This is a genomic window from Streptomyces sp. NPDC001351, assembly GCF_042896045.1.
GTDB lineage: Bacteria > Actinomycetota > Actinomycetes > Streptomycetales > Streptomycetaceae > Streptomyces.
Genome location: NZ_JBIAWS010000022.1, coordinates 117,410 through 136,305 on the forward strand (window position 1 = coordinate 117,410; position 18,896 = coordinate 136,305).

Sequence of the window (18,896 nt, forward strand, 5' to 3'; positions counted from 1 at the left end):
CCAACTTCGCCGTCACAAACTAGCGTTGGCCCAACTTCAGTGGCAAACGGCCCATCTTCGCTGTCACAGGTCACTTGGCCGACGCACATCTCAGTTGATCCACGACCCCTGGCGTCTGGAGACTGGCCGACATGACCATGCATGCTGACCAAGTCGACGTGACCACCGAGATCGTGGCGGCCCTGGTCCGAGAACAGTTCCCTCAGTGGAGCGGGAAGGCGATCCGACTCCTGCCGTCGACCGGGACGGTCAACGCCATCTTCCGCATCGGGAACGATCTCTCTGCGCGCTTCCCACTGCGTCCGGCCGATGCCGGCGAGGCGCTGGCGGTTCTGGAACGGGAAGCCCGGGCGAGCGCGGAGCTGGCTCGGGTGTCCCGGTTCCCCGCCCCCGAACCCGTCGCCCTGGGAGAGCCCGGAGCGGGGTACCCCATGCCCTGGTCGGTCCAGACGTGGCTGCCGGGAACGGTCGCCTCCGATGCGAACGCGAGTGGGTCGGACGCTTTTGCCGAGGACCTCGCGGCCTTCATCGCGACCCTGCGAAAGGCCGACACGCGGGGGCGGCTCTTCAGCGGCGACAATCGCGGCGGCGCTCTCACTCACCACGACGAGTGGATGGCGACGTGCTTCGAGGAGAGCGAAGGGCTGCTCGACGTGCCCCGGCTGCGCCAGGTGTGGAGCCACTTACGAGAGTTGCCACGCACAGGTGCCGACGTGATGAGCCATGGCGACCTGATCCCCGGCAATGTGCTGGTCGCAGGGGACCGCCTCAGCGGCGTACTCGACACCGGCGGCTTCGGCCCCGCCGACCCCGCGCTGGATCTGATCAGTGCCTGGCACCTGTTGCAGCCGGGCCCGCGGGAAGTGCTGCGGCGGACACTGGGCTGTGACGATCTGGAGTGGGAGCGCGGCAAGGCATGGGCGTTCGAACAGTCGGTGGGTCTGGTCTGGTACTACGCCGAGAGCAATCCGGCGATGAGCCGACTGGGGCGCCGGACCCTCGACCGCATTCTGGAGTCGATGCAGTGGTGAGGCCCCGATCGTGAACCCGGCCCCCGGATCAGGGCCGGGCCCGTGCGGGACCGTGCGGCGGTCAGTGGCCGCGGAACGCCTCCTCCAGCCACCAGGAACCGTGCTCGCGGGTCACCTTGGCGTCGATCAGCAGGGGCGCCGAGCGCGGTCCGGCGACCCAGTCCCGCACGGCCTTGAGGTCGGCGGGCGTGCGGACGGTGACCGCCTCGAACCCGTAGCCGCGGCCCACGGCGGCGATGTCCGTCTCCGGGAAGGTGACCGTGTCCAGCGGGAAGCCGTCGGGGCCGAAGTGGTGCACCTCGGCCCCGTAGGCCTCGTCGTTGTAGACGACGACCACCATCGGCAGGCCCAGTCGGCGCACGGTGTCGAGTTCCACGGCGCTCATCAGCGCGCCGCCGTCGCCGAGCGCGGCCACCGGGAGCCGGCCCGGCTGGGCGAGGGCCGCGCCGATCGTGGTCGCGAGGCCCAGCCCGATCGACTGGAAGGCCTGGGTGAAGCAGAAGCCGTTGTGGTCCGGCACCGAGAGATAGGCGCTCGGGTAGCCCATGAAGTTGCCGGAGTCGACGCCGACGACCCGCTCGGCGGGGAGGATGTCGTCGAGCGCGATGCTCAGCGTCCGCGGGTCGATCCGCTCGCGGGTGCCCTCGTCCTCGTACGGCACGTCCCGCCACCGGACCCGTGCGCCGAGGGCCTCGGCGATGTCGGGCGTGCGGGAGCCGGTGCGGCTCTCACCGTCGGCCTCCAGTGCCCGTCGCGTCGTGCGTTCCACGTCGCCGGTGACGCCCAGGGCGATCTCCCTGTGCGCGCCGAGCGCCTCCGGGGTGTCGTCGACCTGGACGACGGTCGCATCCGGGCCGATCAGACTGCCGTGCCGCATGGTCCACATGTTCAGCGCGCAACCCCAGCCGACGATCAGGTCGGCGCCCTGGATCAGTTCGACCGCAAGGGGGGAGGCGAAACCGCCCGAGACGTCGAGCGAGCAGGGGCTCGCATGGAACAGGCCGCGGGCCACGGCCGAGGTCGCCAGGAGCGCGCCGTACCGGTCGGCCAGGGCGAGGAGCGCGTCACGGCTGCCGGTGGTGCGCGCGCCCCGGCCGGCGACGAAGACCGGCCGCCGGGCTTCTTCCAGGGCGCGTACCAGCTCCGCCACCGCGGCTTCGGACGGCTCGACCGGTTCTCGTACGGGCATGGGGTGGGCGTCCAGGAGGGCCGCGTCGGGCACGTCGAGGGCCTGCACCTCCAGCGGCAGGTTCAGCAGGACCGTGCGCCGTTCGTGCCGGGTCCGCTGGAGGGCCGCGCGGGCCTGTTCGACCGCGTCGTGCGCGGTCGTCACGCGCGCGGTGACGGCACCGACGGAGTGCGCCAACACGGCTTGGTCGATACGGAAGTTGGAGTGCTGCGCGGTCGCCTCGGCGGCCAGCACCAGCAGCGGGGTACGGCTCTTGGCGGCCTCGGTGATGCCGGTCAGGGCGTTGGTCAGGCCGGGGCCCTGGTGGACGCTGAGCGCGGCGACCGTACCGCTCGTGCGGGCGTACGCGTCGGCCATGGTCGCCGCGCCGCCCTCGTGCCGTGCGGCGACGAACCGCGCGCCCGCCGCCACCATGGCGTTGGTCAGATGGAAGTTGCCCGAGCCGACCACGCCGAAGACATGGTCGACCCCTGATGCGACCAGGGCCCGCCCGACGGCTTCGGCGACCTTCACGACCGCTCCACCAGGGCGAGTACGCGTGCGGGGGATCCGGAGCCCGAGACGATGGGCAGCGGTCCCGCGATGACGACGGCGCCGGTCGGGGGCAGGGAGCCGAGGTTCTGGAGTTGGGTCAGCCCGTACTTGTCGGCGCCCAGGAAGTAGGAGTGGCAGGGGAAGGCCGGGTCGAAGGAGTGCGCCCGTCCCGCGTCCGTGCCGACCGTCTCCGTGCCGAGGCCGAGCACCGGGGACTCCTCGGCGACCCAGCGGGCGCACTCCGCGGACAGGCCGGGGGTGTGCGGGCCGTTCTCGTCGGCGTTGAGGAACGCCTCCTGCGACTGCGAGCGGGCGTCCCAGCCGGTGCGCAGCAGCAGCCAACCGCCTTCGGGCAAGGGCCCGTTGTCGGCCTCCCAGGCCTTGATGTGGTCCACCTCGACCAGGAAGTCGGGGTCCTTGGCGGCGTGCTCGGAGAAGTCGAGGACGACCGCGGGGGCGATCAGCCGGCCCGCCGGTACCGAGGCGACATCGGCCAGGTCCTTCCCGGTGACCCAGTGCACGGGCGCGTCGAAATGGGTGCCGGTGTGCTCACCGCTGCGGAAGTTGTTCCAGTACCAGGCCGGTCCCCGGTCGTCGTACCGGCTGATCTCCTCCAGCTCGAAGACCTGGGTCTGGCCGAACTGGGGCGGCAGCTGGATCACCGGTGTGGTCGACGACAGCGGCGAGGTGAGGTCGACGACTTCGATCGATCCCCCCTGCAGCCCGGCGAGCAGGGCGGCGAGCACGGACGGCTGTGACATGACGGCCTCCTGGGCAAAGGCGGAACGGTCAACGACAGGGTGTCAGCCGAGGGCCGCTTCGCTAAGGCACGCGGCCCGGAAATCGGTCCACCGGCCCCGAATTGGCCTTGGTGGAAGGCTCCACTCCGCCCTAGCGTCGAAGCCATGCGAATCCGAATCGTCGACGCCTTCACCGACCGCCCCTTCGCCGGCAACCCGGCCGGCGTCCTGCTTCTCGACGACTTCCCCGACGACGACCGGCTCCAGAAGATCGCCCTGGAGGTCAACCACGCCGAGACCGCGTTCGCGCACCGGCTGCCCGAGGGCGGGGACGCCGACTGGGCGCTGCGCTGGTTCACGCCCGCGACCGAGGTCACCATGTGCGGGCACGCCACGCTGGCCACGGCCCATGTGCTGCACACGACCGGTGCCCACGAGGGCCCGGTGCGCTTCGCCACCCGCAGCGGCGTCCTGATCGCCACGCCCCAGGAGGACGGCTCGATCACCCTGGACTTCCCGACGGCACCGCTCACCCCGGTCGAGGTGCCGGACGGCGTGGCCGAAGCGCTGGGCGCCGAGCCGCGCGCCGCCTTCGACACCGGCCCGAACGTCGGTGACCTGCTCCTCGAACTCGCCGACGAGAAGACGGTCCACGCCCTCACCCCGGACCACAAGGCGCTCGGCGGCTACTCCGAGCGCGGCATCATCGCCACCGCCCGCGCCGAGGACCCCGCCCGGGGCCACGACTTCGTCTCCCGCTGCTTCTTCCCGAACGCCGGCATCGACGAGGACCCGGTCACCGGCAGCGCCCACACGGCTCTCGCGCCCTTCTGGTCCGAGCGGCTCGGGCGCACCGACCTCACCGGCCTGCAGGCCTCGCCCCGCTCCGGCCGTGTCCGCACGCAGCTGCGCGGCGACCGCACGCTGCTGAGCGGGCGCGCGGTCACGGTCATCGAGGGCGAGCTGCTCGCCTAGAGTGCCCGGCTGCCGGCGCTCACGCGGTCGGCAGCCAGCCCACCTTCCCGGCCAGCAGCGCGTACCCCACGAACGCCCCGATGTCGAGTAGGGAATGCGCCACCACCAGGGGGCCCACCCGGCCCCAGCGCCGGTACAGGTAGACGAAGACCACGCCCATCACCATGTTGCCGACGAAGCCGCCGATGCCCTGGTAGAGGTGGTACGAGCCGCGCAGTACGGAACTGGCCACCAGAGCGGTGCCCGGCGTCCAGCCCAACTGCCCGAGCCGGCGCAGCAGATAGCCGACGACGATGACCTCTTCGAGGATCGCGTTCTGCATCGCCGAGAGGACCAGCACGGGGTACTTCCACCACACGTCGGGCAGCGCCTCCGGAACCACCGTGAGGTTGAAGCCGAGCCCGCGTGCGGCCAGGTAGAAGGCGATTCCGGTGCTGCCGATCACCGCCGCGATCCCGGCGCCGCGTCCGAGGTCGGGCCACGGCCGGGTGCGGTCGAAGCCGATGGTGCGCAGTGACCTGCCCTCGCGCAGCAGGAGGTGCGCGACGAGCGCGACGGGCACCAGGGCTGTGGCGATCCCGAACAGCTGCCAGGCCAGATCCAGCCAGGGGCGGCCCGGCGCGGCCGAGGCGTTGAGGGTGGCCGCCTGCTCCTTGAGCCCCCCTGGTTTCGTGACCGATCCGACAAAGCTGATCAGGGCGGACACACCACTCGCACCGAGCGAAAGCCCCAGAACGAGCAGCGTCTCGTCACGGAGAATCCGTCGCGAGGGCCGTTCCGGCGGAAAGGAATCGGCCACCGGGCCCGCCTCTGCCTGCACACCTGCCTCCAGTTGAGTAATCCAGCCTCATCCCCACCGCCACCCCGCTAGGGTCTCGAAAGAACTTACGAGGATCGTGCGCTTGGCCGTCAGGGGGGACGGACGTCGTACGGGGCAAACCTCCCCTTTGCCTGCCATACGGCCGCGGTCCGGCACGAGGTTCAACAGGGAGGGGCACCACCGTCATGGGACGTCACAGCTTGCCCGATCAGTATGGGGCGGGCGGCAGCGCCCCCCGTCCACGGGCGCGGCGCCGCACGGTGGCGGTGGCCGCGGTGCTCGTCCTCGCCGTCGCCGGCGGCACGGCGGGCGCGGTCAAGAGCGGGCTGCTGTCGTTCGGCTCCTCCTGCCAGGACGACCCGGTGCGCCTGAAGCTCACCGCCTCGCCGGACATCGCCCCTGCCCTGGCAGCGGCGGCCAAGCAGGCCCGGCGCAGCGACATCACCTCCGACGGGCGCTGTGTCGCGGTCACGGTGACCGCGCGCGACTCGTACAAGGTCGCGGACGCCCTCGCCGCGGGCAGGAAGCCGGACGCGCAGCTGTGGGTGCCGGACTCGGAGCTGTGGATCGATCGGATCACGGCGGACAACGGCCCGATCGACGTGACTCCCGTGGGCGCGGTCGCCTCGACGCCGATCGGCGTGGCCATGGTGCCCACGGCGGCGAAATCGCTGGGGTGGCCGGGGAAGACGTACAGCTGGGTCGACCTGGTCGGCGCCGCCCTGCAGGACAAGTCGCTCAGGCTGGGCGCGGCCGACCCCGCGCGCAGCGCCACCGGGCTGCTCGCCCTGACCCGGCTCAGCACGGCCGCCGCCGAGCTCAAGGACGGCGACACGCTGGCCGCGGGCATGATGAAGACGCTGTCGCAGCGCACCTCGGACAGCGACGGCCAGGTCGTGGACACCCTGCCCCGCGACTCCTCGGGCACCGAGCTGGGCAACCCGAAGCGGAACCAGGCGCTGGTGCTGTCCGAGCAGGCGGCGTACGCGTACAACTCCTCGGCCACCGGCGGCGGCGTGGACATGTTCTACCCGAAGGACGGCTCGCCGCGGCTCGACTACCCGTTCGCCACGGTCGACCAGCTGACGACCGACGAGAGCCGGGCCGCGCTGCGCTTCGTCACCTACCTTCGGCAGCCGGCGCAGCTGCGGCTGCTGCAGAAGTACGGCTTCCGCACCTCCGACGAGGAGGCGCCCGAGGCGGTGGTCGCCGAGGCGGGCGGCAGCAGCCCCCAGCCCTACACCGAGCCCACGCCCCAGCCGGCCTCGGACGCAGCGCTCCAGGAGACCCTCGGCACCTGGACGATCACCGTGCAGAGCGCCCGGCTCACCACGGTCGTGGACGCCTCCTCGTCCATGGCGCAGCCGGTGCCCGGGACCGGCCGGTCCCGCATGGACGTCACCAAGGGCTCCCTGCTGCAGGCCCTCGCCACCTTCACGCCCGAGGACGAGATAGGACTGTGGGAGTTCTCCACAAAACTCGACGGCGCCAAGGACTACCGCATCCTGGTGCCGACCGAGCGCCTCGGCGACCAGAAGGGCAGCGGCACCCAGCGCGACCGCCTCTCGGCGGCCTTCAACGCCCTCGCACCGGTCCCGCACGGGGCGACCGGCCTCTACGACACCACGCTCGCCGCATACAAGGCGGCGACCTCGTCCTACGCGAGGGGGAAGTTCAACGCTCTGGTCGTCCTGACCGACGGCGTCAACCAGGACCCCGGCAGCATCTCCCGCTCCGAACTCATCGCCCAGCTCCAGAAGCTCACCGACCCCGCCCGCCCGGTACCACTGATCATGATCGCCGTAGGCCCGGACGCCGACCGTCAGGAGGCCGAACAGATAGCGGAGGCCACAGGCGGCTCGGGCCAGTCGGTCAGCGATCCGTCACAGATCCAGTCGGTGATGCTGAAGGCGATCGTGGCGGCGGGGTCGAGGGGCGACGACTAGCACGCCTCGCGCGATCCGGTGCGGTGCGACAGCGCCCCGAAAGGGGCCGCGGCTACCCCAGCGGCACAGGCTCCGGCAGCCCAACCGGCCAGGTATGCACCGGCTCCCCCATCCGCATCAGCTCGCTGTACCTCCGAGTCGTCGCCGCCAGCGCGGCATCCCGCGACAGACCGGTCTCCAGGGCCCGATGGAACGTCGCCGCCTGCCACGTCGCCCCGTTCACCCGGCGCCGGCAGCGCTCGTCGATGACGCCCAAGTAGAGGTCGCGGTCGGCGCGTTCGACCCCCCACGCGTCCAGCCCCGCCTCGGCGAGCGGCAGCAGTTCGTCGCGTACCAGGCTCACCGCGTCGACCTGCGTGGTGCCGCTGTACCGGCCCCGCCGCGGCCACTCCAGGCGGGCGTCGATGCCGTGCCTGCAGGCGGCGTCGAAGTTCGCGGCGGCCGCCTCGAAGGGCAGCCGGGTCCACACGGGCCGTGACTCCTCGGCGAGGGCACGGACGAGGCCGTAGTAGAAGGCCGCGTTGGCGATGACGTCGGTGACGGTGGGCCCGGCGGGCAGGACGCGGTTCTCGACGCGCAGATGCGGGACGCCGTCGGCGATGCCGTAGACCGGACGGTTCCAGCGGTACACCGTGCCGTTGTGCAGGACGAGTTCGGCGAGCTTGGGGACACCGCCTTCGTCGAGGACCTGCAGCGGGTCCTCCTCGTCCGAGATCGGCAGCAGGGCCGGGAAGAACCGCACGTTCTCCTCGAACAGGTCGTACGCCGAGGAGATCCAGCGCTCCCCGAACCAGGTGCGCGGGCGCACGCCCTGCGCCTGCAGCTCCGGTGGCCGGGTGTCGGTGGACTGCTGGAACAGCGGGGGCCTGGACTCCCGCCACAGTTCACGGCCGAACAGGAAGGGCGAGTTGGCGCCGACGGCGATCTGCGCGGCGGCGACGGCCTGCGCGGCGTTCCAGACGTCGGCGAAGCGGCCCGGGGTGACCTGGAGGTGCAGCTGTACGGAGGTACAGGCGGCCTCCGGGGCTATGGACTTCGAGGTGCAGGTGAGGCGCTCCACCCCGTCGATGTCGAGGACGAAGTCCTCGCCGCGGGCGGCCACGATCTGCTCGTTGAGCAGGGCGTAGCGGTCGACGTCGGAGAGGTTGGAGGAGACCAGGTCGTCGCGGTCCAGGGTCGGCAGAATGCCGATCATGACGATTCCCGCGTCGAGTTCCCCCGCTTTTCGGTGGGCATATGCCAGCGAGGTCGTCAGTTCCTCGGCGAGCCGGTCGAATACCCGCCCGCCCAATCGATGTGGGGCTATGTTGACTTCCAGATTGAACATGGCGAGTTCTGTTTGGAAATCACGGCTTGCGATCCGCTCGAGAACCTGTGCATTGAGCATTTTCGGCATGCCGTCGCCACCGGCGAGATTCAGTTCGATCTCCAGCCCCATGAGGTTCTTCGGGCGATCGAACCGCTTCTCGTCCAGGAGCCGCTCCAGCCCCGTCAGACACCTGCGGAGCTTGTCGCGGTAGTGCTGCCGATCGGACAGGTCGAACCGGCCTGCCACGACCTTCTCCCCCATCGAAGCGTCCCTCCTCGAGTGGGCGGCCCGAAGATCCGGCCGCCCGGTGTCGGGGTCACGTGGGATGATGCCCAGCCGCGGCGATCGATAACGCCCCCGCGCGGGGGCGTCGCCCGCTACTCTGATGAACGTGACCGTTGGCACATTCACCGGGCATGGAGCACGGCGCAGTTTCGGGCCTGCGACGAACTCGTGAAAAACGCCGACGAGAATTGGCCGACCGCTCCAGGGCTATTTCCCGAGGTCACCGGCGTAAGCCGGGAGCGGAATCGGGATGATTCCTGCGTATCGCCGACCGGATACACCCTTGCCGAGTGCACCGGAAACGGCTAGACGAAACATCGTCTGAACACATGTCGTATAAACTCCGCGAACAAGACAGAGAGTCGGCGCCCGCGGTCATGGAACCTGCCGTCGAGGTGACGTGCGGCAGGCCTCACCCACACTCCTCGTTCCCAGGCCCCGGCCCCCGCCCCTCTGGCCCCGTGAGCAGACAGCGCCGTCCGCCCCCGCCCTCGCGCCACCGTGCCTGTCGAATGAGAGGCGACCCACCATGCCGCTGCATGTCCCCCCGGCTCCCGCGCCCGCCCTTCGCACCGTCCTGACCGCACTCGGTTCCCCCACCGCGGTCCGCGAGGCCCGAACTCCCTCCTTGCTGCGGTCCCAGGGCCCCGCCACCCCCGAACTCCCGCTGCCCGTACACGTACTGGACGAACTCAGCCCCGCGGGCGTGTCCGCCACCAGGCTTGCCGGGTGGCGCTTCCTGATCCGCTGCGGCGAGCGCTCGGTGGCCGCCGCCGAGACCATGCTGACCCCCGACGGCTGGGCCTTCTCGCACTTCTTCGAGGGCCCCTACATCGCCTCCACCGAGCGCGCCCTGCGTCAGGCCGAGACGATGAGCCAGACCTACCAGCCGCGCCTCCTCTCGGTACCCAGCCTGTACATGCTCACACTGTGGCTGCACGGCGACTGCACCGCGGACGGCGCCACCGGCCACCCCGCCGCCACGGACCTGCTCGTCCCGCTGGCGCCGGCGCCGCCCGGCATCGCCGCCCATCGCCCGCACCGCGTCGCCGAACTGCTGCCGGTGCTGACCCATCGGGTGACTCCCGTGCCGCTCCTGGGCTCGCCCGCCTGACCACCGCCCCTCGCGGCACTTTTCGTACCCCGCCCCGGAATTCCGGGAAGCGGGGTACGACGCTTTTCCGCCGGCAATTCGCTCGTACGAGCAGCCAATTGCTCGTACGAGCCGAAAACGGTACCTGACCTGGAAGGACTAGCCCCATCCGGCCACCGAGAACCACCCGAAGTGACAGTGCAGTTGGACTGAACCGTCCACACGGGGGATGCGTCCTCAACCTGTGAGAAGCGGTGCTGCGAAATCCCTGCGGATTGACGTCCGTGGGGCAACACTGGGACTGGACCGACTTATCGCCACGGGGGGCGGCCATGAACGGAGCTTCAAGCCGCGGGACAGACAAGACAGCCATCTCACACGTCACGACAGAGCGAAAGATCCCATCAATGTGCCAGCACCAGCCACCGTGTCCGACAGCCCACTCCGCCGACCGGGAGTCCGCCCGACTTGTGGCGCACCACCCGGAGCAGGGATGGAGCCTGCTGTGCAACGGCGTTCTGCTCTTCGAGGACACCGGTGAGCTCCTGCCCGACGGCCAGATCATCGCGCCGCACCGCCCAGTGGGCGCCGGCCAGGTGATGACGGCCGCCTGAGCGGCACCGGGCGGTGCGCCACACCGCCCGGGGACTTGAGGGGCCGGTCGCAAGGACACCCTGCGAACCGGCCCCGACGCATGTGCGGGGTCGATCACTGAGCGTAGTTGCGTGTGCCGGTCACGTCGACGGAGGTGGGGAATTGGCGACGGACGAGGCCGGGGCCGAGGGGCCGTCCAAGGTCCGCGGCAAGGTCACGATCACGGAGATCGCCCGGCAGGCCGGGGTCTCGGTGCCGACCGTGTCCCGGGTCGTCAACGGCCGCTTGGACGTCTCGCCGCAGACCCGCGCCCGGATCGAGGAGCTGCTGCTGCGGCACGGCCACCGCAGACGCGCCGCCGCCACCGCGAGCGGAGCGGCCCTGCTCGACCTGGTCTTCAACGACCTCGACAGCCCTTGGGCGGTGGAGATCATCCGGGGCGTCGAGGAGGCCGCGCACGCGGCCGGGGCCGGCACCGTGGTGTCGGCGATCCACGGCCGCTCCGGTGACGCCCGCGAGTGGATGCGCAACCTGCGGGCCCGCGCCTGTGACGGCGTCATCCTCGTCACCTCGGCGCTGGAGCCGCTCCTGCACGAGGAGTTGCGCGCCCTGGGCGTCCCGCTGGTGGTCGTCGACCCGGCGGGCTCCCCCGCCCTCGACGTCCCCACCATCGGCGCCGCCAACTGGTCGGGCGGGATGGCGGCCACTCAGCACCTGCTGTCCCTGGGCCACCGCAGGATCGGCCTCGTCGCGGGCCCGCCCGGACTGCTGTGCTCAAGAGCCCGCTTCGACGGCCACCGCGCAGCGCTGGAGGGCGCCGGGCTCTCGGTCGACGAAACCCTCGTCGTCCCCGGCGACTTCCACCCCGCGTCCGGCTTCACGGGCTGCAACACCCTCCTCGACCTGCCCGAACCGCCGACGGCCGTGTTCGCGGCCGGCGACCAGATGGCACTCGGCGCGATCGAGGCACTGCGCCGCCGGGGCCTCAGGGTGCCGCAGGACATGAGCGTGGTCGGCTTCGACGACCTTCCGGAGGTCCGCTGGTCGGCCCCGCCGCTGACGACGGTGCGCCAGCCGCTGGCCGGCATGGGCAAGCTCGCCGTCGGCACGGTGCTGCGCCTGGCCCGCGGCGAACAGCCCGACTCACCGCGGGTGGAGCTGGGCACGGAGCTGGTGGTGCGGTCGAGCACGGCACCCCCGGCGCCCTGAGCCGGGGGTGCCGACCCCGGCGGTGCTCCCCACTGCACCGCCGGGGCGTTCTCTATTTGCCGCCCAGTGCCCCCCTGATCGCGAAGTAGGCAGGCTTGGGCTGCAGTTGCTCGTCCCACGGGAGCGCGGCGCCCTCACCGGGGAAGAACGCCGGGATCCACGAGTACTTGTCGGTGTAGTCCCAGATGGTGATGCCCACGCAGTGCCGCACCGTGAGACATGCCTCGGTCAGGTCCCGGTACCACTGGGCCTGCTGCGCCAGCTTCTCGTCGGTCGCGGGGAGGAGCATCCGTACGTCGACCTCGGTGAGCGCGGTGTCCAGGCCGAGCCGGGAGAAGCGGCGCAGGTTGTCCTCCAGGGTCGTCGGATAGCCGTACTGGAGGGCCAGATGGGCCTGGAGTCCGATGCCGTCCAGCGGGACCTTCCGGGCCTTGAGGTCCTTCGCCAGCTGGTAGTAGGCGTCGCTCTTCGGGCCGACCGCCTCGATGTTGTAGTCGTTGAGGTAGAGCTTGGCGTGCGGGTCGGCCTGGTGGGCCCAGCGCAGCGCGTCGGCGATGTAGCCGGGGCCGAGCGTCTTGTACCAGAGGGTCTCGCGGTAGGTGCCGTCCTCGTTGAACGCCTCGTTGACGACGTCCCAGGAGTAGACCTTGCCCCGGTAGTGCCGTACCTCGGTCTGGATGTGCTTCTTCAGTACGGCCCTGAGCTCGTCCGCTGTCCATGTGCGGCCGGTGAGCCAGTCGGGCAGCTGGCTGTGCCAGACCAGGGTGTGGGCGCGGACCCGCTGGTGGTTCTTGCGGGCCAGGTCGACGATCTGGTCGCCGTTCGTCCAGTCGAAGACGCCCTGTTGGGGCTCGGTGGCGTACCACTTCATGCCGTTGCCGGGCGTGATCATGTCGAACTCGCTGCCGAGCAGGGCCGTATAGGCGGTGTCGGTGAGTTCGGGGTTGTCGGTGGCGCTGCCGAAGTAGCGGCCGTGGCGCTGGGCCAGTTCCGCGAGCGTCGGCTGTTTCGGGCTCGCCTGGGCCGCGGGGCCGGTGGCGATTCCGGCGGCGACCAGGAGGGCGGCGAGGCCGCCGGCGAGTCTGAGACGGGTGGTCTTGCGCATGGTGCGACTCCTCACGGTGTGTGGTGCGGGGCCGTACGGACGCCGGTGCGCCTCATCCCTTGGTGGCACCGGCGGTGAGGCCGCCGACGAGCTGCCGCTCGGCGACCGAGTAGAAGGCGAGGGCGGGAACCATCGCGAGCACGAGGTAGGCGAAGACACGCGCGTATTCCGACGAGTACTGGCCCTGGAACTGCGCGACGCCGAGGGGCAGCGTCCACCACTTGGAGTCGGTGAACACCAGCAGCGGCAGCATGAAGTTGTTCCAGCTGGCGACCACGGCGAGGACGGAGACCGTGCCGAGCGCCGGCCGCGCCATCGGCAGCAGCACCCGCCAGAAGAATCCGAAGGCACTGCACCCGTCGAGCGTGGCCGCCTCCTCCAGCTCGCCCGGGATCTGCCGGAAGAAGCCGCGCAGGATGATGATGGTCATCGGCAGCCCGAAGGCGGCCTGCGGAAGGATCACGCCGAGCGGGTTGTCCAGCAGGCCGAGGTAGCGCAGGAGGAGGAACAGCGGCAGGGCGGCCACCGCGAAGGGGAACATCAGCCCCATCGTGAAGAAGGTGAACAGCACCTCACGCCCACGGAAGGCGAACCGCGCGAAGGAGAAGGCCGCGAGGGCGGACGCCCCGACCACCAGCACGGTCGTCGCCAACGCGACCAGGGTGCTGTTGCCCAGCAGCCGCCAGAAGTCGCCGCCGCCGAGGATGTCGGTGTAGTTGCCGCTCAGCCAGTGCTCGGGCAGCCCGAAGGGGTTGCGGGACAGTTCGGCGGTCGATTTGAAGCCGGACAGCACGGCGTACAGCAGAGGTACGACCATCACCGCGCCGACGGCGACGAGGACGACGTGCAGCGGCAGTTTGCGCAGGGTCTTCACCTGCCGTCTCCCCTCATGTTCGTGGTGGCCCCTTCGAGGTCGCGGCGGAGCACGAACCGCTGGTAGGCGAGGGCGAAGACGAGACAGATGCCGAACATGACCACGCTGATCGCGCTGGCGTAGCCGACCTGGTAGCGCTTGAAGCCGAACTGGAACATCGTCACGGCCATCGTCTCGGAGTGGTGGTCGGGACCGCCCTGGGTGATCACCCACACCAGGTCGAACAGCTGGATCGCCCCGATGACGGAGAGGAAGACGCTGATGCGCAGGGTGGGCGCGAGCAGCGGCAGGGTGACGTTGCGGAACCGCTGCCAGGGCCCGGCGCCGTCGATCAGCGCCGCCTCCGTCAACTCGGCCGGGATGGACTGGAGTCCGGCCAGGTAGAGCATCATGTGGAAGCCGAAGTACTTCCAGGTCATGACCAGGAACAGGGTCGCCATGACGTAGGAGGGATCGGCGAACCACTCCCCGCCCAGGCCGTCGAGGCCGACGGCGCCCAGGACGTGGTCGGCGAGTCCGTCGCCCGGTGCGAAGACCATGCTGAACAGCACGCCGGTGATGGCCTCGGACAGGACGTACGGCGCGAAGAACAGCATCCGGTACACGGCCCGGCCGCGCAGCCGCTGGTTGAGCGCCACGGCCATGGCGAGCGCGAACGGCAGCTGCAGCACGAGCGACAGCACGACCAGGACCAGGCAGCGCCACAGGTCGCCCAGGAAGACGTCGTCCTGGAAGAGCCGGGTGAAGTTGTCCGTGCCCGCGTAGTCGGAGGGCATCCCGAAGCCGCCCCAGCGGAAGAAGGCCGCGTACAGGGCGAACAGCATCGGCAGCAGGACGAGCCCGATGAACAGCACCAGGGCGGGCACCTGGAAGGCGACCGCGGTGAGCCAGTTCGCCAGGCGCCGCCGGGCCCGCCCCCGCGCGAAGTCCGCGGCGGGAGGCGGGAGTTCGATGCCCGGGCCGCTCCGTTTGTCCGGAAGGAACGTGGAGGACGTGGAGGACGTGGAGGTCATCGCCGGCTACTGCTCTTCCTTCGCGGTCTTCGTGATCGACTGCGTGACCTGCTCGGGCGACTTGGAGCCGGCGATGAGCGCGGCGACGCTGTCGTTGACCTCCTGTCCGACGGCGGGGGCGTACGCCTGGTCGAGGAAGAGCTGGAAGCCGGTCGCGGCCTTCAACTGTGCCTGTACGGCCTTGATGTTGGGGTCGGACAGGGCGCTCTCCGCGGCCGGGACGACCGGGATGGTATTGGTCTTCTTGACCAGTTCGATGTCGGTGGCGTTGGAGGCGAAGAACTTCAGGAAGTCGACGGCCGCCTGCGGTGCGCCCTTGCGCAGGGCATGTCCGCCGCCCCCGCCGAACACCTCGGTGATGGTGCCCTTTCCGCCCTCGACCGCGGGGAACGGGAAGAAGCCGAGGTCCTTGCCGAGCCCCTTGCCCTGGTCCGCCTGCACGCTCGGGGCCCACTGGCCCATCAGCTCCATGGCCGCCTTGCCGTTGCCGACGGTCGCGGCCTCCCCGGTGGGCGTGGAGTAGGCGGCGCCGAGGAACCCCTTCTGAAACGGCTGGAGTCGGACCAGGTCCTTGAGGTGCTGCCCCGCCTGAACGAACCCCGGGGCGGTGAAGTCCTTGGTGTCGCTGGCCTTCTGCAGCGCGTCGATGCCCGCGGTGCGCATCGAGAGATAGGCCCAGTAGTACATGCCGGGCCACTTCTCCTTGCCCGCGAGGGCGAGCGGGGTGATGCCCTTGGCCTTCAGCTTCTGCACGGCGTCGAGGAAGCCGCTCCAGGTGGTCGGGGGCGTGCTGACGCCGGCCTGCTTGAAGAGCGCCTTGTTGTACCAGAAGCCGACCATGCCGATGTCGAACGGGATCGCGTACGTCTTGTCGTCGAGGATGTACGGCTTCTTGGCGACCGGCAGCAGGGCGTCGGCCCATGGCTTGGTCTTGTCGGTGAGGTCCTCGACGAGCCCGGCGTCGACCTGCTGCTTGAGGACGCCGCCGCCCCAGGTGTGGAAGATGTCGGGGAGCTTCCCGGAGGCGGTCAGCGCCGTCATCTTCGACTTGTAGGCGTCGTTCTCCAGCTGGACGATCTTTATCTTGACCTTGGGGTTCTGAGCCTCGAACTTCTTGGCCAGACCGGCCCACACGGTCTTCGCCGGCTCGGTGGTGGAGATGTTCCACCACTCGATGGTGGTCGTCCCGTCCGACGACCCTCCGTCCGAGTCTCCGCCGCATCCGCTCAGTGCCGTCATGCCCAGACCGGCCGCGGCGGAGGCCGCCAGGAAGCCGCGGCGGGACAGTGCCCGGTCGCCCATCATTGCGCTCCTCGGGTAGGGACGGCGCGTCCACGACCGTCCACTGGGACCGAAAGTTTCGGAGATGATCCAGAAAGCTGCGTTGTTGCCGCACCCTAGAGACAGCTCCCAAACGGTGGCAACCCCTTGTACGCGGTGAATCTGCGGGCAACACTTTTGGCATTGCCGTGCATCGATCTCCGCCGCATACGCTCCACACCCAGGACGCGCGAAACATTCGGCAATCGCGGCGATCCTTACGGCGCATCCGGGACCGTCCAACGCCCGAAGCACACCGCTCGGAGATACGCGCGTCCACCGACCACCGAAGGAGCACGCGCGAGGCACCACTGATCACGCATCAATGTGACCCATGTCACAGAGGGAAGCGGAGACGAGCACACCAACCCCGAAGCCAGCGCCGACCCCGGCCCGCTCGGTCCCGGCGCCTTCGCCCTGGCGCCGTCCCCGGGGCGCGGTGCGCTGTGGTCCGCGCTCGCGGTGCCGCCCTTCCTCCTGCTCTGCCCGTGTCGAGCTCGACCTCCAGGTCCTGATCGACAACCCGGACCTCTGGTACCGGCTCCACGAGGGCGCCCGCAAGTCACTGGCCCTCGGCACCCTGTTGTGCGCGCCCGACGTACTGGAGCGGATCTCGGAGCGAGTGGGGCGCGAGACGGCCGAGACGGTGTTCAGGGTCTCCGACCTGAGGTGACGTGTCCCCGGGCCGGTCGGGTCGGTTCACGGCTCCACCCCGGGGCGCGACCGGCCACGACGATGCCGCCGACGAGACACGGCGCATCGCCGCACAGCGCTTGGCCGGACTACTGCCGCCGGTCCGCGGAATGCCGCTGCACCCCCGTCATCAGGATGTCCAAGCCGCGCCGCGTCGTCGCCAGGACGACACGGTCGCCCGCGCACAGGATCCGTCCCTGCCCGGGACGCCAGTCGAAGCCCGTCCGACCGGGATGCGGCCCGCTGAGGCCGTCCACGGCCTCCGCCGCGGGGAGCGGCCCGGCGGCGGTCCCGACGGCCAGCACCCGCCATTCGTTCTCCCGGAACGCCTCGTGCACGGAGCGTCCCTCCAGCTCGGGGTGGCCGGCCACGTCCACGCAGGTGAACAGCAGCGAGCCCCGCTCCACGGGCATCACCCCCAGCACATGACGCCCCATCATCGCGGCGGCGAACGAGGGCGCAGCCAGCGCGGAAACGCTTCTGCTCCGGGTGAGGGCGTCCGGGTAGGAGGCGCGCAGGGTGCGCTGGACGGTGGCCGCGAAGGCGTCGTCGTACAACCGCGTCACCACCCGCACGGCGGGATTGGTCTCCCGCACGGCCATGACGATGTCGAGGTTCTGGCCGTCGTCACGGGTGAGGACGAGCAGCGAGCCGCTCTGCCGGACGCGGGCCAGTTCGAGCACGCCCGGGGCCGTGGCGTCCTCCAGGATCAGCGGTGTGCCGAGTTGGCGGGCCAGGGCGACGCCGCGGGCACGCGGGTCACGTTCGATGGCCACCACCTGGTGGTCGGTGGCGCGCAGCCGGTCCAGCACCCGGGTGCCGACCATCCCCAGACCGACCAGCACGATGTGGCCGTTCACACCGTCGTCGGGCGGATGATTCGCCGAGGCGGTACGGAAGGCCTCGGTGGCGTTCATGGTCGCGGCGACCACGAGCGGCAGTACGGCCAAACCGACGAAACCGGCCACGAGTTGGAGCACGCGCCGGGCGACCGACTCCTCGGTGGCCGGGTCGCCCATGGTGAAGATGTCCAGCAGCGGCAGATAGAAGTTCTTCCACCACGGATGCTCGTCGGCGAAGAGCGCGGTGGCGGTCGCGAGCGCGAGGACGACCGCCGTCAACGCCCCGTAGACGGCGGCCAGTTGGTGGGAGAGGAAGACCTTCCACGGCAGATGGGCCAGTCGTGCCCGCAGCCACCGTCGGGGGTGCGGACGCCGGGCGCGGGCGGCCGCTTCGGAGGCGTGATGGGTGACCTCCTCCAGCATCAGCCGGCCGTGGGTGAGCTGCCGGTGGTGGGCGGTCCGGGCGTCGGGCAGCAGCTGGGTGCCCTCCTCGCCGGGCGTCTCCGCGCTGTCCTGGCTGGCCGGGTCGTCCTGGTGAGCGCCGGACAGGACGGCCAGAGTGGCCAGGTCGGTGACGTTCGACGGTGACCCCGCGGGCCGTACGACACCTCTGAACACCTTGCCCTCGACCTGGAGGGTGTGCCCGTGGCCCACCGCGGCGGCCGCCACCAGCTCCGGTACGGCGGTGTCGGCGTCGGAGAGCACCGTGGTGGAGGTGTCCTGGGCGGGGTTGTCGCACAGTCCCGCCGCCCGGTCCAGCAGCCGCTCCAGATGGCGGCCGCGCTCGCGGTCGAACATACGGACCACCAGCCGCACCGAGGGGTTGATGGTCCGGGCGAGCAGCGCCGCGGTCATGTTGACCTGGTCGTCCCGGTAGGTCAGGGCGAGCGCGGCGGCCCGCTCGACACCCGCCGCCCGCAGGGCCCGCTCGTCGGGGCGGACGGAGACGTGCAGCTCGACCGGGGAGTGCGGGTCGTCGTGGAGCGCGGCGATCTCCGCGCCGCGCTCGTCGTTCGCGGACGGCAGCACGACGGTGACGATCTCACCGCACACGGCGTCCAGTTCGACGGCGAGCCGGTGCGCGAGAGCGTCGTCGCCGCAGATCACCATGTGCTGCGATCTCTGGCCGGGCGGTATGCGGAGGGGGAGAGTCGACGTCACACGAGGCAGAACGCCGCAGCTCGCGAGGGCAGTTCCGGCGGAGCACCGCCCGGGATCCAAGATTTCGCCAAGAACATGCCAACATCATGCGTCCTCTCCCCGCCGCACCGACCGGTCAGCCGCCGCGGCCCACGTCAAGAGCCTTGGCACTGTCTTGACGCGT

At 70.5% G+C, this 18,896-nt stretch carries 16 protein-coding genes; 7 read left to right on the forward strand and 9 right to left on the reverse strand.

Features of this window, described 5'->3' with window-relative positions; genetic code table 11:
- Positions 1-131: 131 nt before the first annotated feature.
- Positions 132-1,031 carry an aminoglycoside phosphotransferase family protein gene (locus ACFY1U_RS47205; RefSeq protein ID WP_390700268.1) on the forward strand — a complete coding sequence of 300 codons (900 nt, stop codon included), beginning with the start codon at positions 132-134 and terminating at the stop codon, positions 1,029-1,031.
- Between the two features lie 61 nt (positions 1,032-1,092).
- Here the strand turns inward: ACFY1U_RS47205 and ACFY1U_RS47210 are convergent, their stop codons facing one another.
- Positions 1,093-2,733: a thiamine pyrophosphate-binding protein gene (locus tag ACFY1U_RS47210; RefSeq protein WP_390700269.1), complete on the reverse strand. Its 1,641-nt coding sequence runs from the start codon at positions 2,731-2,733 to the stop codon at positions 1,093-1,095.
- A complete protein-coding gene (locus ACFY1U_RS47215; RefSeq protein WP_390700270.1) occupies positions 2,730-3,515 on the reverse strand; it encodes a cyclase family protein in 786 nt (261 codons plus the stop codon). The genes ACFY1U_RS47210 and ACFY1U_RS47215 overlap by 4 nt, the downstream gene beginning before the upstream one ends.
- A 144-nt stretch (positions 3,516-3,659) precedes the next feature.
- Between ACFY1U_RS47215 and ACFY1U_RS47220 the strand changes: the two genes are divergently transcribed.
- Positions 3,660-4,469, forward strand: a complete 810-nt coding sequence (locus ACFY1U_RS47220; RefSeq protein WP_390700271.1) for a PhzF family phenazine biosynthesis protein — start codon at positions 3,660-3,662, stop codon at positions 4,467-4,469.
- Between the two features lie 19 nt (positions 4,470-4,488).
- Here the strand turns inward: ACFY1U_RS47220 and ACFY1U_RS47225 are convergent, their stop codons facing one another.
- Entirely contained in the window at positions 4,489-5,289 is an 801-nt protein-coding gene (locus tag ACFY1U_RS47225) for a CPBP family intramembrane glutamic endopeptidase (protein ID WP_390700272.1), read from the reverse strand.
- Between the two features lie 185 nt (positions 5,290-5,474).
- On the opposite strand from ACFY1U_RS47225, the gene ACFY1U_RS47230 reads away from it, so the two are divergent.
- Entirely contained in the window at positions 5,475-7,235 is a 1,761-nt protein-coding gene (locus ACFY1U_RS47230; RefSeq protein ID WP_390700273.1) for a substrate-binding and VWA domain-containing protein, read from the forward strand.
- A gap of 52 nt (positions 7,236-7,287) precedes the next feature.
- On the opposite strand, the gene ACFY1U_RS47235 is transcribed toward ACFY1U_RS47230, so the two are convergent.
- Positions 7,288-8,805: a glutamate-cysteine ligase family protein gene (locus tag ACFY1U_RS47235; protein ID WP_390700274.1), complete on the reverse strand. Its 1,518-nt coding sequence runs from the start codon at positions 8,803-8,805 to the stop codon at positions 7,288-7,290.
- Between the two features lie 553 nt (positions 8,806-9,358).
- Here ACFY1U_RS47235 and ACFY1U_RS47240 point away from each other — a divergent pair.
- From ACFY1U_RS47240 to ACFY1U_RS47250, 3 genes are all read left to right on the forward strand, one after another.
- Positions 9,359-9,943: a hypothetical protein gene (locus ACFY1U_RS47240; protein WP_390700275.1), complete on the forward strand. Its 585-nt coding sequence runs from the start codon at positions 9,359-9,361 to the stop codon at positions 9,941-9,943.
- 386 nt (positions 9,944-10,329) lie between these two features.
- On the forward strand, positions 10,330-10,536 hold the full coding sequence (locus ACFY1U_RS47245) for a DUF5999 family protein (RefSeq protein WP_390700276.1): 207 nt from the start codon (positions 10,330-10,332) through the stop codon (positions 10,534-10,536).
- A 142-nt stretch (positions 10,537-10,678) separates the two neighbouring features.
- The gene (locus ACFY1U_RS47250; protein ID WP_390700277.1) at positions 10,679-11,725 is read left to right on the forward strand and encodes a LacI family DNA-binding transcriptional regulator; all 1,047 of its coding nucleotides are present in this window, start codon (positions 10,679-10,681) and stop codon (positions 11,723-11,725) included.
- A gap of 52 nt (positions 11,726-11,777) precedes the next feature.
- On the opposite strand, the gene ACFY1U_RS47255 is transcribed toward ACFY1U_RS47250, so the two are convergent.
- The 4 genes from ACFY1U_RS47255 to ACFY1U_RS47270 are packed head-to-tail and all read right to left on the reverse strand — an operon-like array spanning position 11,778 to position 16,019.
- Positions 11,778-12,830 (reverse strand): endo-1,4-beta-xylanase, encoded by a 1,053-nt coding sequence (locus ACFY1U_RS47255; protein WP_390700278.1) that lies wholly within the window; start codon positions 12,828-12,830, stop codon positions 11,778-11,780.
- 52 nt (positions 12,831-12,882) lie between these two features.
- Entirely contained in the window at positions 12,883-13,647 is a 765-nt protein-coding gene (locus ACFY1U_RS47260; protein WP_390700302.1) for a carbohydrate ABC transporter permease, read from the reverse strand.
- 53 nt (positions 13,648-13,700) lie between these two features.
- Positions 13,701-14,717, reverse strand: coding sequence for a carbohydrate ABC transporter permease (locus ACFY1U_RS47265; protein ID WP_390700279.1), 1,017 nt, complete (start codon positions 14,715-14,717; stop codon positions 13,701-13,703).
- Positions 14,718-14,723: 6 nt separating this feature from the next.
- Complete coding sequence (locus ACFY1U_RS47270; protein WP_390700280.1) at positions 14,724-16,019, reverse strand: extracellular solute-binding protein; 1,296 nt, start codon at positions 16,017-16,019, stop codon at positions 14,724-14,726.
- A 352-nt stretch (positions 16,020-16,371) separates the two neighbouring features.
- On the opposite strand from ACFY1U_RS47270, the gene ACFY1U_RS47275 reads away from it, so the two are divergent.
- The gene (locus tag ACFY1U_RS47275; RefSeq protein WP_390700281.1) at positions 16,372-16,710 is read left to right on the forward strand and encodes a hypothetical protein; all 339 of its coding nucleotides are present in this window, start codon (positions 16,372-16,374) and stop codon (positions 16,708-16,710) included.
- A 109-nt stretch (positions 16,711-16,819) separates the two neighbouring features.
- Here ACFY1U_RS47275 and ACFY1U_RS47280 read toward each other — a convergent pair whose 3' ends face one another.
- Positions 16,820-18,682: an NAD-binding protein gene (locus tag ACFY1U_RS47280; protein ID WP_390700282.1), complete on the reverse strand. Its 1,863-nt coding sequence runs from the start codon at positions 18,680-18,682 to the stop codon at positions 16,820-16,822.
- Positions 18,683-18,896 lie beyond the last annotated feature (214 nt).